The 15,349-nt window shown below is 39.9% G+C and carries 11 protein-coding genes; 7 read left to right on the forward strand and 4 right to left on the reverse strand.

The features are described 5' to 3' along the window. Window positions 1-43 precede the first annotated feature (43 nt). From topA to Q0Y52_RS12750, 3 genes are all read left to right on the forward strand, one after another. The gene (gene topA / locus Q0Y52_RS12740; RefSeq protein WP_297822130.1) at window positions 44-2,686 is read left to right on the forward strand and encodes a type I DNA topoisomerase; all 2,643 of its coding nucleotides are present in this window, start codon (window positions 44-46) and stop codon (window positions 2,684-2,686) included. Window positions 2,687-2,766: 80 nt separating this feature from the next. After that, complete coding sequence (locus Q0Y52_RS12745; protein WP_297822132.1) at window positions 2,767-3,336, forward strand: DUF2058 domain-containing protein; 570 nt, start codon at window positions 2,767-2,769, stop codon at window positions 3,334-3,336. A 602-nt stretch (window positions 3,337-3,938) separates the two neighbouring features. Next, entirely contained in the window at window positions 3,939-4,763 is an 825-nt protein-coding gene (locus tag Q0Y52_RS12750; protein ID WP_297822134.1) for an SDR family oxidoreductase, read from the forward strand. A gap of 703 nt (window positions 4,764-5,466) precedes the next feature. Here Q0Y52_RS12750 and Q0Y52_RS12755 read toward each other — a convergent pair. Continuing rightward, entirely contained in the window at window positions 5,467-7,074 is a 1,608-nt protein-coding gene (locus tag Q0Y52_RS12755) for an acetate--CoA ligase family protein (RefSeq protein ID WP_297822136.1), read from the reverse strand. Between the two features lie 830 nt (window positions 7,075-7,904). On the opposite strand from Q0Y52_RS12755, the gene Q0Y52_RS12760 reads away from it, so the two are divergent. Further along, a complete protein-coding gene (locus Q0Y52_RS12760; protein ID WP_271862113.1) occupies window positions 7,905-8,240 on the forward strand; it encodes a DUF423 domain-containing protein in 336 nt (111 codons plus the stop codon). A gap of 3 nt (window positions 8,241-8,243) precedes the next feature. Further along, the gene (rlmM, locus tag Q0Y52_RS12765; protein WP_297822138.1) at window positions 8,244-9,323 is read left to right on the forward strand and encodes a 23S rRNA (cytidine(2498)-2'-O)-methyltransferase RlmM; all 1,080 of its coding nucleotides are present in this window, start codon (window positions 8,244-8,246) and stop codon (window positions 9,321-9,323) included. Window positions 9,324-9,373: 50 nt separating this feature from the next. On the opposite strand, the gene bamE is transcribed toward rlmM, so the two are convergent. The 3 genes from bamE to nadK all read right to left on the reverse strand — a co-directional run bounded on the left by bamE (window position 9,374) and on the right by nadK (window position 12,507). Beyond that, on the reverse strand, window positions 9,374-9,730 hold the full coding sequence (bamE, locus tag Q0Y52_RS12770; RefSeq protein WP_271862109.1) for an outer membrane protein assembly factor BamE: 357 nt from the start codon (window positions 9,728-9,730) through the stop codon (window positions 9,374-9,376). Between the two features lie 114 nt (window positions 9,731-9,844). After that, a complete protein-coding gene (gene recN / locus Q0Y52_RS12775) occupies window positions 9,845-11,518 on the reverse strand; it encodes a DNA repair protein RecN (protein ID WP_297822141.1) in 1,674 nt (557 codons plus the stop codon). A gap of 113 nt (window positions 11,519-11,631) precedes the next feature. Continuing rightward, window positions 11,632-12,507: an NAD(+) kinase gene (gene nadK / locus Q0Y52_RS12780; protein ID WP_271862112.1), complete on the reverse strand. Its 876-nt coding sequence runs from the start codon at window positions 12,505-12,507 to the stop codon at window positions 11,632-11,634. Between the two features lie 165 nt (window positions 12,508-12,672). Between nadK and nagZ the strand changes: the two genes are divergently transcribed. Continuing rightward, window positions 12,673-13,686 (forward strand): beta-N-acetylhexosaminidase, encoded by a 1,014-nt coding sequence (nagZ, locus tag Q0Y52_RS12785; RefSeq protein WP_297822143.1) that lies wholly within the window; start codon window positions 12,673-12,675, stop codon window positions 13,684-13,686. Next, entirely contained in the window at window positions 13,676-15,103 is a 1,428-nt protein-coding gene (locus tag Q0Y52_RS12790) for an SLC13 family permease (protein WP_297822145.1), read from the forward strand. Before nagZ ends, Q0Y52_RS12790 begins: the two co-directional genes overlap by 11 nt. Window positions 15,104-15,349 lie beyond the last annotated feature (246 nt).

The following is a 15,349-nucleotide window of genomic DNA, read 5'->3' on the forward strand; positions in this document are numbered from 1 at the left end:
CTGACCAATAAATACCTGTAAAATCAAAGGTTAAAACCAATTTATGGCAAAGCATCTAGTCATTGTCGAATCACCGGCAAAGGCAAAAACGATTAATAAATATCTCGGCAAAGATTTTATAGTTAAATCTAGTGTCGGTCACGTTCGAGATCTTCCTCACAAGGCTGTGGGCAAAGTTGCGCCTAAAAAACCCGCAAAAGAGCTCAAACTTCTCTCCGATAAAAAGCGTGAAAATTATTTACGCGATTATGAATATAAAAAACTTGTTGATCGTATGGGTATCGATCCTAAACATGATTGGTATGCACATTATGATGTGCTTGAAGGCAAGGAAAAAGTAGTTAACGAACTCAAAAAGTTGGCAAAAAATGCTGATACTGTCTATCTTGCGACGGATTTGGATAGGGAAGGGGAAGCCATTGCTTGGCACTTACGCGAATTAATTGACGAACCCGGCAAAAATTTTCAGCGTGTGGTATTTAACGAAATTACTAAAAATGCAATTCAAGAGGCCTTTTCTAAACCAGGTGAATTGAATATTGAAATGGCGAATGCCCAACAAGCCAGACGTTTTCTGGATCGCGTTGTAGGTTTCATGGTCTCGCCATTATTGTGGAAAAAGGTCGCACGTGGCTTGTCTGCAGGGCGTGTTCAGTCTGTTGCTGTACGATTAGTTGTGGAACGTGAACGCGAAATTAAAGCTTTTGTACCTGAAGAATTTTGGGATCTACACGCGGATTTAAATACCTCAAAACAAACCAATTTGCGTATGCAAGTTGTCAGAGAAAATGGTGCAGCATTTAAACCCGTCAATAAAATGCAAACTCACAAGGCAGTAGATTTCTTAAAAAACGCAAGTTATCAAGTGGTGAGTCGCGAATCTAGACCGACTAAAAGTAAACCTTCGGCGCCCTTTATTACTTCTACTTTACAACAAGCCGCAAGCACCCGTTTAGGCTTTGGTGTGAAGAAAACTATGATGATGGCACAGCGTTTATACGAAGCAGGTCATATAACCTATATGCGTACTGATTCGACCCATTTAGGTAAAGAAGCGGTAGATGGCTGTCGTGATTATATTACCGACAATTTTGGTGATAATTATTTACCGGAAAACCCCATTAAATATGGGAGTAAAGAAGGTGCGCAAGAAGCGCATGAAGCCATTCGTCCGTCTAATGTATTATTAAAGTCTGAGTCGATTAGTGATGTAGAGCGTGATGCTCAACGCTTATACGAATTGATTTGGCGTCAGTTTGTTGCCTGTCAAATGACAGTTGCAAAATATGATGCAAGCACTATTAGAGTTAAAGCGGGTGATTTTGAACTGACTGCTAAAGGTCGTGTTTTGAAGTTTGACGGTTGGACTAAAGTACAAAACCCACAGCGTAAGAAAGGTGAAGAAGATTTATTGTTGCCTGATGTTAAAGAAGGCGAAAATTTAGCCCTTAAAACCCTAGATCCGAAGCAACATTTTACCAAACCTGTAGCGCGTTTTAATGAAGCATCTTTAGTAAAAGAATTAGAAAAACGTGGCATCGGTCGTCCTTCTACTTACGCCAGTATTATCTCTACTATCCAAGATAGAGGCTATGCAAGAATCGAGAGTAAGCGATTCTATGCTGAAAAAATGGGGGAGATAGTCAACGATCGTTTGATGGAAAATTTTGATGATCTAATTGGTTATGATTTCACTGCGAATATGGAACAGCAGTTAGATGCAATAGCCGAAGGAAAAGCCTCATGGAAAGGAGTACTAGACAATTTTTATGTGGATTTTGAGCAGAAATTAAGAGTTGCAGAAAAATCTCCTGAAGAAGGCGGTATGCGTTTAAATCAAGCCATACCTACTGATATAGCTTGTGGTAAATGCGAGCGTCCAATGAATGTCCGCACCGCGAGCACAGGGGTGTTTTTAGGATGTTCTGGTTACAGTTTACCCCCTAAAGAACGATGCACTGGCACCATGAATTTGACCTCAGGTGATGAAGTCACCAAGGTTGAAGATGAAGACGAATTAGAGACCGAAGTATTACGCTCAAAACGCCGTTGTGATGTCTGTGGTACAGCTATGGATAGTTATTTGGTGGATGAATCTCGTAAGATTCACATATGTGGTAACTCACCATCATGTGAAGGGATTTATGTGGAAAAAGGCACCTTTAAGATAAAAGGTTACGAGGGGCCTATTATTGAATGTGATAAGTGCCAATCTAACATGGAATTAAAGAGCGGTCGCTTTGGTAAATATTTTGGTTGTACTAACGAAGAGTGTAAAAATACCCGTAAGTTACTTAGAAATGGCGAGGCGGCTCCACCTAAGGAAGATCCTACTGACTTACCAGAGCTTGAGTGTGTTAAATCAGATGCTCACTTTGTACTAAGAGATGGTGCATCTGGTATTTTCTTAGCCGCCCACAACTTCCCTAAATCAAGAGAAACCCGTGCCCCAAAAGTTGAGGAACTTGCTAAATTTAGGAACAGGATTTCGCCAAAATTTTATTATTTGGCAGATGCGCCTGCCAAAGATCCTGATGGTAGTCCGGCTATTGTGCGTTACAGCCGTAAAACCAAACAGCAATATGTGATGTCAGAAAATGAAGAAGGCAAAGCAACTGGCTGGTCTGCATGGTGTACCGACGGAAAATGGATAGCAGAAGATAAGCGCAAGAAACCTAAAAAATAAATTTGAGTTTCGCTTTTACTCTTTTACGGCAGCTTTAGGCTGCCGTAGTATTTTAAAATTAATCAAAATGGCATTCAATTATGGCCCTCTCATTACAAGAACAATTACTGAAAGCTGGTTTAACGAATAAGAAAAAAGCTAATCAAGTTCGCCAACAAAAAAACAAACAAGTCAAAGCGCAAAAAAACCACAATGTAGAACAAACCAACGAAGCAAAATTAGCTGCTGAAAAAATAGTGGAAGCTAAAAAAGTTAAAGACAGACAACTGAACCAAAAAACCAAACAAGAAGCTGATAAAAAGGCACTTGTGGCGCAAATTAAACAGCTCATTGAAGCCAATAAACAACCAAAATTTGGTGGCTCTGGTCGCAAAGAAGAAGTTACCTGTAACTTTACTGATGGCACATTGATCAAACGTATGTTCGTCAGTCAAGTCACTCAAAAACAAATCAGCCAAGGTAAGCTCGCAATCGTAAAGTTTAATGATAGATATGAGTTAGTACCCATGCCAGTTGCCAATAAAATTGCTGAGCGAGATGGGGGTATTGTTGTTTATCGCGCCGACAATATTAGTGATGCGGATCAAAAAAGTAGCGAAGACGATGACTGGTATGCAGACTATGATATTCCAGATGATTTGAACTGGTAGGTGGACGTAATGTTTAACACCAACGTTTTTTGTAAAGGAACCTTTAGAGGAGATAATGCATGTTTTTATGTGGTTTGAATGGCAACTTTTAGTGAATAGAAGTAGTGATCATTTTTAAATTACAGCGTACTCTCAGGTTTTTTACACAATTGAAATGCGAAATTATCGTCGAAAACTTGTGATAAGTCGCTGATTGAGCTCACCAGTATCACTTGCCAGCCATTATTTAAGACAAATATTGCATGATAGCTGATAAGCGCAATATCAATTTTTAACCTTTAACCTTTAACCTTTAACCTTTTAATAGTCTTATTGTTCAAATGACTTGACTCCATTGCTCCTGAACCTAGTCATTACAAGGCGTCATAGCAACGCCAATAGATAAATGTACACACAAAGAATATTTAAAAGATCTTAATCAAAGCACTAGAATGAAGTAGATTTAGTGTGATTTTAATTGAGCAACGCTGAATAAAGTTTTTAAAACTTCACCCAAAGTAAATGTCCTAGCGTATTTCGTCCTACGTCCGCGCTTCTTAAAATACTAAGTACATTGAGGGTCTAAGTTATTTATTTTAATGTGAATAAAGAGAATAATAATAATGAAACATTTCAAAAATAAAGTAGCGGTTATAACGGGGGCTGGCTCAGGTATTGGTCAGGCATTAGCCATTGAATTAGCTGGAAAAGGATGTCATTTAGCCTTATCTGATGTGGATCAAAAGGGATTACTAAAAACAAAGTTGATCATCGATTCTGGACCATCTGGTGCAAACGTTAAAACCTACATATTAGATGTTGCTGACAAGTCATTATTTTTCGATCATGCAAAACAAGTGAGTGAAGATTTTGGTCATATTAACCTATTAGTGAATAATGCAGGTGTTGCTTTATCGGCAAAGCTAGATGAGGTTAAGCGTGAGGACTTCGATTGGCTAATGAATATTAATTTTTGGGGGGTGGTGAATGGCACTGAGGCATTTTTACCTTATTTAAAGCAAAGTGGTGACGGCCATATTGTGAATATATCTAGTGTGTTCGGCATGATCAGCTTACCTTCTCAGGGTAGTTATAATGCCTCTAAATTTGCAGTTAGGGGCTACACAGAAGCACTTATCCAAGAAATGATTGCAGATGGTCATACTGTAGGGGTGAGCTGTGTTCACCCAGGTGGCATTGCAACTGATATCGCGAGAAATGCACGGGTAAGTCATAGTGATGATAAAGAGTTGATGACCAAAAATTTTGATAAGTTGGCCAGAACAACCCCCACACAAGCAGCACAAACTATTTTAAAAGGGGTGTTAAGAAACAAAGCCCGAATTATGATTGGGGCTGATGCCCATGTGATCCACTTCTTGGTTAGGTTGCTGGGTTCTGGTTATCAAGTATTAACTCGGAAATTGATGGGCAGTATGAATCACTAATCCGTGGGTTCATTATAGGAATGTAATGAACCGTCATTGGTGAATAAAAAAGAGACTTAGCCAGCTAGTTATTGAATTATTGCCCCCACAACACTACTGCACCTCTGGGAAGCAGGTCATGTATTTATAACAAAGCGACTTATTTTAGAATAATAGAAGCCAAAGTAATCACCTGCTTGTTTTGCGTGTAGCTACCAGAGCATTAAACATTATAATAAATTTTATGTTTATTAATACCTTGAACTTGGTATTTAACAAGCAGTTATGGCAATAGCACTGCAATGCTTTAAGGAAATATTTAGTTAATCATCTGCCAATCCATCTTGTATTACTAGATGCTTTGCAACAAAAACCTCATCAACTAAAAATATCTGATGTTGTAATGTATCCCAAACCGATTTGCCAATATCCGATATAACAAGATCAATATCTTTGTATCTCCCTTGAAATAAATTTTCTATTCGGTGTTCTGATTCGCCTATTGTATAAAAACACCCTTTAATTTGCGTATCCTCTGGAGCTGCTCAGCATCCTGTGTCACAACAAAGGAGGAGGGATAAACATTAAACAACACGCTTAGATAACCCAATTGAAGCGTTCATAAAAGTCAGATGAAATCGAGGATTAAACTCAAAGTCATCATTCTGGAAATAGATTTGATGATATGTCACGATAGAACTGTCACAAGGTGAACTTGGATGGGTCATAAAAACGGGATCGGTAGCACTTTAATAACCATAGAATCTAGCTTCTGGCGCTCTTCCACAGAAACATCATCTTCAAAAGATATTTCATCAAAATACTGCGCCGGACTGCCATGACTAAGCAGATACATGGGAGTGCATTGAATTATTATTTTAGACACCGCTTTGTTAAAAATATTTACAGAATTTTGTTTAAATTTTTTCGAAACCCCCAGCTTAATCGAAGTAACATTCGGTGGAATCCGCTCTATGATGTCATTATAAAGGTGAGAGCCATGTTTGAGATCACCAAACTGTGGCTGACTATTTACTTCGCACACAATCGTATTGTTTGTTCGCCATGGTTCTGATGCATCCTCTGAAATAAGGTCAACACCACTTATATTAAGGCTTAATGTTTGAGTAGCTTGCACGCATAGCTCTGCATTCTGTGGATGCAGAAACGAAAGAAAATCTTGGGATGTACCACCGCGACTTTCGTTTGAAGTTGCTGCTAATATAATTTTTTCACCATTACTGGGAATGGAGCTTAGCGTCAGACCTAATTTTTTCAAATTTAAAGTAGTAACATTGTCGATAGGTATCGGCTTCAGAGATGTATTTATAGAATTATGCTCTGGCGTCATATTTCTAACATTGATAATATCTCTAATGGATGAATTTCCATCGCCTATGATACTAGCTGGTTCCATTTTCCATACATCCATTACCTTTCCATGATGCACATGTACACGGTAGGAAAATCCTTTAATGAATTTTTCCAGTATTAAACTTTTATAATTAGCCGAAGCATTATCGAAGCATTGCTTTAGCTCAGTTTTATCAATAATATTTGCAAATACTCCCCGACCTTGCTCTTCAGCTTCAGGCTTGAGAACGACTGGGTAACCGATTTTTTCTGCAAAGGACACTGCTTCCTCAACTGTGTTAACACGCGCCTGCTCAGCAACAGGGAAGCCAGACATTTTCAATAGACGGTTCGTATCAACTTTACTTTTTGCCAGTGTGACGCCAATGGCACTTTCTTGGTCGGTGATCGAGCTGCTGAAGATACTTGAGCCACTTCCATAGCCGAAGATGATATAGCTCTGGTTGAATATATTGAATGGAATTTTTCGCTCGGCGGCAGCAGCAATAAAGTTGCCTGCGTTAGTTCCTGCTGGTAGAAAACGGCGCGCTTGTTTCTTCTGTTTGTCTGCAAATTCAATAATATCTTCATGTATCATACCTCGGCCCATGTTTGATAATAGGGGCTGTAAGGCGTTGGCGTTAAATATACTCATGGCGGGAGAAAGTGTTGGGATGGCAAAGCATAATGCGCCTCCCTCCTCAAACAACTTAATGGGCGTAAACCTTTGGTCCCCGCAGTGGTGGTTCAATATATCAATTATTATGACATAGATTGCTGGGGCTGTGTCAAGGTCAACCAGTAAACTGTCAGCTGAAAACCGGTTGTCGTCTTTAAAGGAAGGCAGGCTTTCTCTCAATTCCGCAAGTCGTATAGTAAGTATGTCTGTTACTGATGGAGCATCACTGAAACGCAAGATAAGCGAAGGCTGTATCGCGCCATATGCGTAGCCTTTTATCTGCTGTCTTTCAATCTTCATAAACCGCGGCCCTCTAGTACATGTAAAAATAAAAAATCACTATTTTTCACAACTTGAAAATATATAATGCATCATGTTTTCCGTATTTACTTGTCTTTTATGTCTTTGAGGATGTGAAAGTTGGCTAATTTTCGTTTACTAATCATATGTTTTCAAATAATTTAGAATCTAAAATAAGCGCTTACCGTTATTACGTAGACCAGCTCTGAATATTGCTTTACGCAAATATGAAGAAACTTATCCACGCCAAGGTATCAAAAAATAAGGTAACTTTAGCTTGTTGACATGCGTCACCTCTTCAAACACCACACCAATCTGTGCCAAGGCAGCTAAAGCTAGTGAGTCAGAGCCGATGGAATGTCACCCCTTGGTAAAATCGATATTTTATTATCGACAAACCGACTGCCCGATTTCTCAGTACACTTGGTGCAGATGGCGTCGTTACTGATTGGCATCTGACCTCTCATTGTAGCGCGTCAGGCTTAATTGAGATCTATTATCAATAAGTGATAGATATTTATCTTTTCAATGAATCCGCAATTTTCTTTTTCCCTGTGTTTGTTTGTCCTTTGTGATACCAATGCTTTTAGTTTTACTTATGGATGAATATATAGAAGTCGGGGGGTATGACTGATTGCACTCACGCAACCCTTAGAATGGGTCGTGAACAGTGCTGGTAGAATGTAGAATTGAAGGTTGAATAATGAGCTTAGCTCGCTGGTTTTTGTTACTGTTATGTTTAGATGAATGATAACTTTCGCTAACCTGTTTGTTCTACCGTGAGTAAAATTGTGATTAAAATTGTATTGAGTTGTGCAGCATTCAGTGCCATGTTGTCGGTTGTGTTGGGTGCCTTTGCTGCCCATGGCCTTAAAAGTAAGTTATCCGACACCCTATTAAGCACCTTTCAAACGGGTGTGCAGTATCAGATGTATCATAGCCTTGCCCTGATTTTATTAGTCATTTTGTATCGTCAAATGCCCCAATCATTGCTGGTATACAGCGCAGGTTTTATGTTTGCGGGTATTATTTTGTTTAGCGGCAGTTTGTATATGTTGGCGCTCACCCAAATTAAATGGTTTGGCCCTGTCACCCCCCTCGGGGGAGCCTGTTTTATTATTGGCTGGGTTTTGCTGATAGCAGCGACCTTAAAAGGAGTGAATTAAACCATGGCCGGATTATTGTTGTATTGCCGCAGTGGGTTTGAAAACGATATGGCGAATGAAGTTCAGGAGAAAGCCAGTCAATTGGATGTGTTTGGTTATTCAAAAACCCAAGCCAACAGTGGTTTTGTTTTGTTTACTTGTTATCAAGAAGAGCATGCTGAGTTATTAGCGAACACATTATTGTTCGATAAACTGATTTTTGCCCGCCAGCAATTTGCTTGTCAACTCGTGATAGATAATATGGACGTGGCAGATCGTATTGGCCCACTTTTAGATGCATGTGAAGGTTTTCCGTTATGTGGTGAATTACGGGTCGAATATGCTGATACGTCTCATGGCAGAGAGCTATCGAAGTTCTGTAGAAAGATAAGCGTGCCCTTTAGACAAGCGTTGCGTAAAAAGAACAGGTTAACGACTAAAGATAATCATAAAAAACCTGTATTACATGTATTTTTTACAAAAACCAATAAAGCTTATATTGGTTATTCATTTACACACAATAATTCACCTTTGGCGTTAGGTATTTTACGTTTGAAGTTCCCCCATGATGCGCCAAGTCGTTCCACCTTAAAACTTGATGAAGCCTTTCATACTTTTATTCCTAAAGAAGAGCATGACGTGCGCCTTCAGGGAGGACTATATGCCGTTGACCTGGGGGCTTGCCCAGGTGGGTGGACCTATCAACTGGTAAAGCGAGGGATGTTTGTGCAAGCAGTTGATAATGGTGCTATGGATGTAGGGCTTATGGAAACCGGGCAGGTGACCTATTGCGCTGAAGATGGGTTTAAATTTCAGCCTAAAAAGAAAAATGTTTACTGGTTAGTCTGTGACATGATTGAGCAACCTCAAAAAGTAGCCAAACTCATGGCTAATTGGGTGGCGGATGGCCGTTGTAAAGAGGCGATGTTTAACCTTAAATTACCTATGAAAAAACGTTACGAGTCGGTTCAGGGCGCATTAAAGATAATTGAAGAGGTTATGCAGGCTCACCAAGTAGGGAAATATGTATTGCAAGCGAAACACCTGTATCACAACAGAGAGGAAGTGACAGTGCATTTAAGGTTAAAATTAAAAGTCGCATAAAGGAAAGCTTCCGATGCAACTCATCGGAAGCTATTAGATAGGAAAATAAGTTATTGATCTAACGAAATATTAAATTCATCTGATAATTCAAAATCGCCTGTTACCTCAGTCACTTTATCATCAACAAATGTAATAGTGAGATCTTTGCGAAAGTCTTCACCACGTTGTTTCATGCCTCGTTTCATTTGATACAGGTAGTACCAAGTATCGTGATCGAAAGCATCTTCTAAAACAGGTTTACCCAGAACAAATACAACCTGTTCTTTAGTCATGTCTATCCTAAGTTTCTTAACATCTTTTTCATCCAAAAAGTTACCTTGTGGTATATCAATTCGGAAAATCCAATCAGCACAAGCTGACAACATCATAGTGGCGGTTAATATAACCAGTAAATTTTTAAACTTCATTGTTACTCAATATCTCAGCGTGAAAAAGGTAAAAAAGGCAAATGTGTGAGTAATTCACACTTAATTAACGTGGCATCCTAACCCAGCCGCGTTAGCGCAATCAATGCCTAATTGTTATGAATTACTGATTTGTAGTAATTCTCTGGCATTCGCTATGGCTGACTCGGTAAGAGTATCTCCTGCTAGTAGACGCGCCAATTCTTCAATTCGTTCACTTTCCTGTAAACAAAGCATATGGGTTTCTGTGGTTTTTTTGTCACTGAACTTAGTGACAAACATCTGGTTGTGCGCTCTAGCCGCTACTTGGGGGAGGTGAGTGACACAAATAACCTGGGCACTGTCACCTAACTTACGTAATAATTGGCCTACCACAGATGCTGTTGAACCACTTATACCACTGTCAACTTCATCAAAAATCATGGTCGCAATATCATTATTCCTTGAGCTAATCACTTGAATGGCCAAACCAATCCGTGACAATTCTCCGCCCGAGACGACTTTTTCAAGGTTGTCCAAGGCTTGCCCTTTGTTAGTCGATACCACAAATTGTACTGTATCCAAGCCAAGTTTATTAGGTGTGCCTTGCGTCTGATGTTCAACATTAATTTTAAACACTGCATCAGCCATGTTCATTTGGTGAATATGCTGTTCGACTTGTTTAGCGAAAGATTTTGCGGCTTTTTGTCTTGATTGGCTGAGTTTGTTGGCGGCCTGATGATATTGTTGTTCAAGTTGGCATAGTTGAGTTTTTAATTCTTCTAACAATGAGTCGTCTTTGACTAACTCATTAAATTCTGTGGTGAGTTGTTGATGAAACCCATATAACGTCTCAGGTTGAACATTATGCTTTCTGGATAAATCTAATGCTTGAGAATATCGAGCTTCGACGTTTTGCATACGCATTGGGTCGATTTCAAGCTGTTCGGTATAAGCTCTCAATTCATTAGCCGCTTCGTCTATTTGAATACAAGCTTCAGCTAACATAGTCACAATAGGTGCGAGACTAGGATCATGCTGTTGTAACTCAGTTAACCGGTCAACACTGCTTTGTACCGCCGACAAGGCATTAAAATCCTCTGCCTCGTAAAGTTGGTGAAAGCTAATTTGGCTTTGTTCGAGTAACGTTTGGCTATGGCTGAGTTTTTTATGTTCTATTTCTAGGGCAACAAATTCGCCCTGTGCTAAGGCATATTCGTCTAGTTCTTGGATTTGATAAGACAGTAATTGACTGCGGTCTTCACGTTGTTGCTGACCTTCTAATAAATTTTGAAAATGTTGTCGATGGGTTCTCAGTGTTTGATAACAATCTGCAACCTTGGTTAATAAAGTGCCATGCTCAGCATACTGATCAAGTAAGTCGCGCTGACTGTCACCTTTTAAAATCTGTTGATGGGCATGTTGCCCATGAATACTCAATAAAAATTGACCAAGGTGTTTCAATTGTTGCAAGGGTACGGGGGTGCCATTAACAAAAGCTTTAGAACGTCCCTCAGAGGATATAACACGCCTAATCAATACTTCGTCATCGTCTTTCAGTTCATGCTCTTCAAGCCACTTCAGAGCGCCAGGTAGCTGCTTGACATTAAAACCTGCAGATACTTCGGCTTTATCGGCGCCGGTACGCACCATGCTACTGTCTGCTCTATCGCCTAAACATAAGCCTAATGCGTCAACCGATATCGACTTGCCGGCTCCCGTTTCACCAGTAATGGCGGTCATACCTTGGCTAAAATCAACGTCTAGAGTTTTAACAATGGCGAAATTACGAATGGATAAATGAGTAAGCATTTTTGATTCTCAATAAAGACATACAAAAGCATGTTTATATATACAGTACTTATAAATATAAACATGCTTTTGCTCAGTGTCTAGTTTTCTCTTACAAAAAATACTGCAAGTGACTAGTAAAGTTTACTGCCCCAGCCAAGTTTTGTGCGTAAAACATTGAAATAGTTGTAGTTTTTTGGGTGTATCAGAGACAGCTTTGCGGGGTTTTTACATATGACAATCTCGTCACCGGGTAATACCGTTAGCACAATATGACTATCACAACTGACTTGCATATTATCGGTGTTTTCAGGCGATACTTTCAATTTGATTGTGCTATTTGCATCTACCACTATGGGACGACTACTTAATGTGTGTGGAAACATGGGTACTAAGGTTAAAGCATCTAAGTTAGGCGTAAGAATCGGACCTCCACCGGATAATGAATAAGCTGTAGAGCCTGTGGGAGTCGCGACAATTAAACCATCAGAGCGCTGACTGAATACAAAGTTATCATCAAGATACACTTCAAATTCCATCATATGGGCTACTTTACCATGGTGAATGACGACTTCGTTTACCGCAGAGTCCTTGCTTTGTACTTTACCATCTCGATAGACTTCCACTTCTAGCAAAAAGCGTTGTTCTATTTGGCATTCGCCATCAAAAATACTATCAAGTTGCGGTTCAAAGTCATCGGGATTGATGTCGGTTAAAAAACCTAAATTACCCCGGTTAACGCCAACTACAGCTACATTGAACTCTGCCAGAACCCTAGCTGCGCCGAGCATATTACCATCCCCCCCCACAACTATGGCTAAGTCAGCTTGTTTACCAATTTCTGTTATATCTGCAGATTCAAAACCATTAGTATCTAATTTTTGTGCCGTTTTAGTTTCGACCAGCACCCGACAACCGCGTTTAGTCAAATAGACTATTAACGCCTTGAGACTTAAATTTGCACCTTGATGTGCTTGTTTGCCAATTAAACCTACGGTTTTAAACTTCATTGAGAACAACATAAATAAAGATTTTCCAGAGTATAACCACGGGAGTGTTTGAAAGTCATATTTTTCGTTTTGATTAATTGATTGACTGCGGGTTTTGATCGTCTCTATAGTATGTCTATTAAATTTGTATTTTACCAAGAAGAGCGCTAATTGATGGGGCCAATTATGTTAGATGTGTCAGGCTTTGAACTGACACATGAAGAAATAGATATCCTCGACCATCCTTTAGTGGGAGGGCTCATCTTATTCAGCCGTAACTATCACGACCAAAAACAACTTTTTGACTTAGTTCGGCACATAAGAAGTGTTACGCGTAACGATGTTATTATTGCAACAGACCATGAAGGCGGCAGGGTGCAGCGCTTTCGTCAAGGATTCAGTGACATTCCTGCAATGGGTAGCATTAACCGTCAAACAAATGAAAACATACAACAATCAGGCTATTTGTGTGAGCAATTTGGTTGGTTAATGGCAGCAGAACTATTAGCGTTCGATATTGATATTAGTTTTGCCCCTGTGCTTGATATACAGGGTGTGTCAGAGGTGATTGGTGATCGTAGTTTTCACCAGCAACCGCAGATAATTGTGCAATTAGCCAGCGATTTTATTAAAGGCATGCACCGAGCGGGTATGTCTGCAACGGGGAAACATTTTCCAGGACACGGTAATGTACTTGAGGACTCCCATGTTGCTATGCCGATTGATAAACGCAGCCGTGAAGATATCTTTAACCTTGATATGGCAATATTTAAGTCTATTCATCAACAAGGGTTATTAGATGCTGTGATGCCAGCTCATGTTATTTATCCTGAAGTAGATGATTTACCCGCAGGTTTTTCAGAAACCTGGATTAAACAGATTTTGCGCCAAGAACTAGACTTTGATGGAGTGGTATTTTCTGATGATTTGTCGATGCAAGGTGCGGTACAAATGGGCAATATTGTAGAGCGTGCTGAGCTGGCTATAACTGCAGGCTGTGACATGGTGTTGGTATGCAATGATCCAATGGGGGCAGTTAAGGTGATTGATGGTTTACCTTCAGGTATGAGCCTGCATAAAATTAGTATAGATAGAATTAAACGCCTTAAAAAAACGTCTAGTCTCGATTTCTCTAACCTGAAAAAGACTTCTGAATATCAAATCGCTAGCAAAGTATTAGACCAATTTTATGCAAACTAACAACAAACTAATTCTACTATCGGCTATTAGCTCAATTGTGCTGTATTTTGTTCTAATCGCTATTGGACAGCCCCACCTGATTGCTTCCACAGCCTCTATCACTCTGTTTACTGCCATGTTATGGGTCACTGAAGCGCTACCTATTCCTGTTACCTCGCTTATCCCCTTTTTTGGTTTTCCTATGGCAGGGGTGTTGACCCATAAAGAATCTGCATCAGCGCTTGGCAGCCATATTATTTTATTGTTGATGGGCGCGTTTATGCTCTCCAAGGCGTTGGAGAAGTCAAACGTACATAGTCGATTGGCGTTTTACTTAGTCAATCTCACCGGCGGTAAAAGTGCTAAACGCTTGGTCTTCGGTTTTATGTTGACTGCCGCCATTTTAAGTATGTGGATTTCCAACTCGGCCACTACTTTAATGTTATTACCTATTACTCTGGCAGTATTGCAACATGTAAGAGATCCCAAGTTGACTATTGCTATGTTACTGGGCATTGCGTATGCCGCTAGTTTAGGAGGGGTAGGTACACCCGTAGGTACGCCACCCAATATTATATTTATGAGTGTTTACCTTGAAACACAAGGTAAAGAAATTAGTTTCCTGGAGTGGATGAAAACTGGTGTACCTATAGTCGTCATTGGTATTCCTGTTATTGCTTGGTGGTTAACCCGCAACTTAACAGATACGCAAGAGTATATTTTGCCGAAATCTGGGGCTTGGCAACCAGCTGAAAAGCGCGTGTTGGTAACCTTTGTGATGGTCGCCTTGGCTTGGATGTTTAGGCCTTATTGGACGGTATGGTTGAATATGCCCAGTATTGGCGATAGCAGTATTGCTTTGGCCGGTGTGGTATTGATGTTTCTTATTCCAAGTGGCAACAAAATTGAAGAATCAGCACCCTCTGCAAAAGAAAGTAAATTTGGTGAAGTGGTCCAAAAAGCCAAATCAGATAAGTTACTCGATTGGGAAACGGCAGTCTCCATTCCATGGGGTATGCTGTTGTTATTCGCAGGTGGTATTTGTATTGCAAAAGCGTTTTCTGCCTCAGGATTAAGTACCTTAATGGGGGAGGGCTTAACAGGGTTATCTGACTTACCTGTACCCTTATTAATATTATGTATTTGTTTGTTTGTGACTTTTTTAACTGAAATTACTTCAAATACCGCTACCGCAACGTTATTGATGCCAATACTGGCCGCTGCGGGTGTTGCTGCGGGTATTGATCCCGCGCTGATGATGATGCCTGCAGCCATCAGTGCTAGTTGCGCTTTTATGTTGCCTGTCGCTACTGCACCTAATGCAATCGTTTATGGTATGGATAAATTCAGTATTAAAACTATGGCCAGAGAAGGCCTAATGCTGAATATATTTTTGGCGTTTATCATCACTGCTGTGAGCTACGTGACCTTATCCTAACTTAATACTTTGTTTACTGAGCTAAGTTATATCTTGGTAATAATTGCTATTTTTAATCGATGTGTTGTCCGTTACTAAAGTAATAACATATTTCCTTTTGCATCATTTTTGCGCACTAAATGTCTAGTTTAGTGCAGTTTGATATTAGATGCTGTCCTGCACCCCATAAATAGTGGCCTCTCAAAGCTGGCATTAATTCTGCTAAATACTTTAAGTACAGCATTTCTTCTGTATTCCCAATTATTG

It is taken from the genome of uncultured Paraglaciecola sp. (assembly GCF_943787955.1).
In the GTDB taxonomy this organism is placed as follows: Bacteria; Pseudomonadota; Gammaproteobacteria; order Enterobacterales; family Alteromonadaceae; genus Paraglaciecola.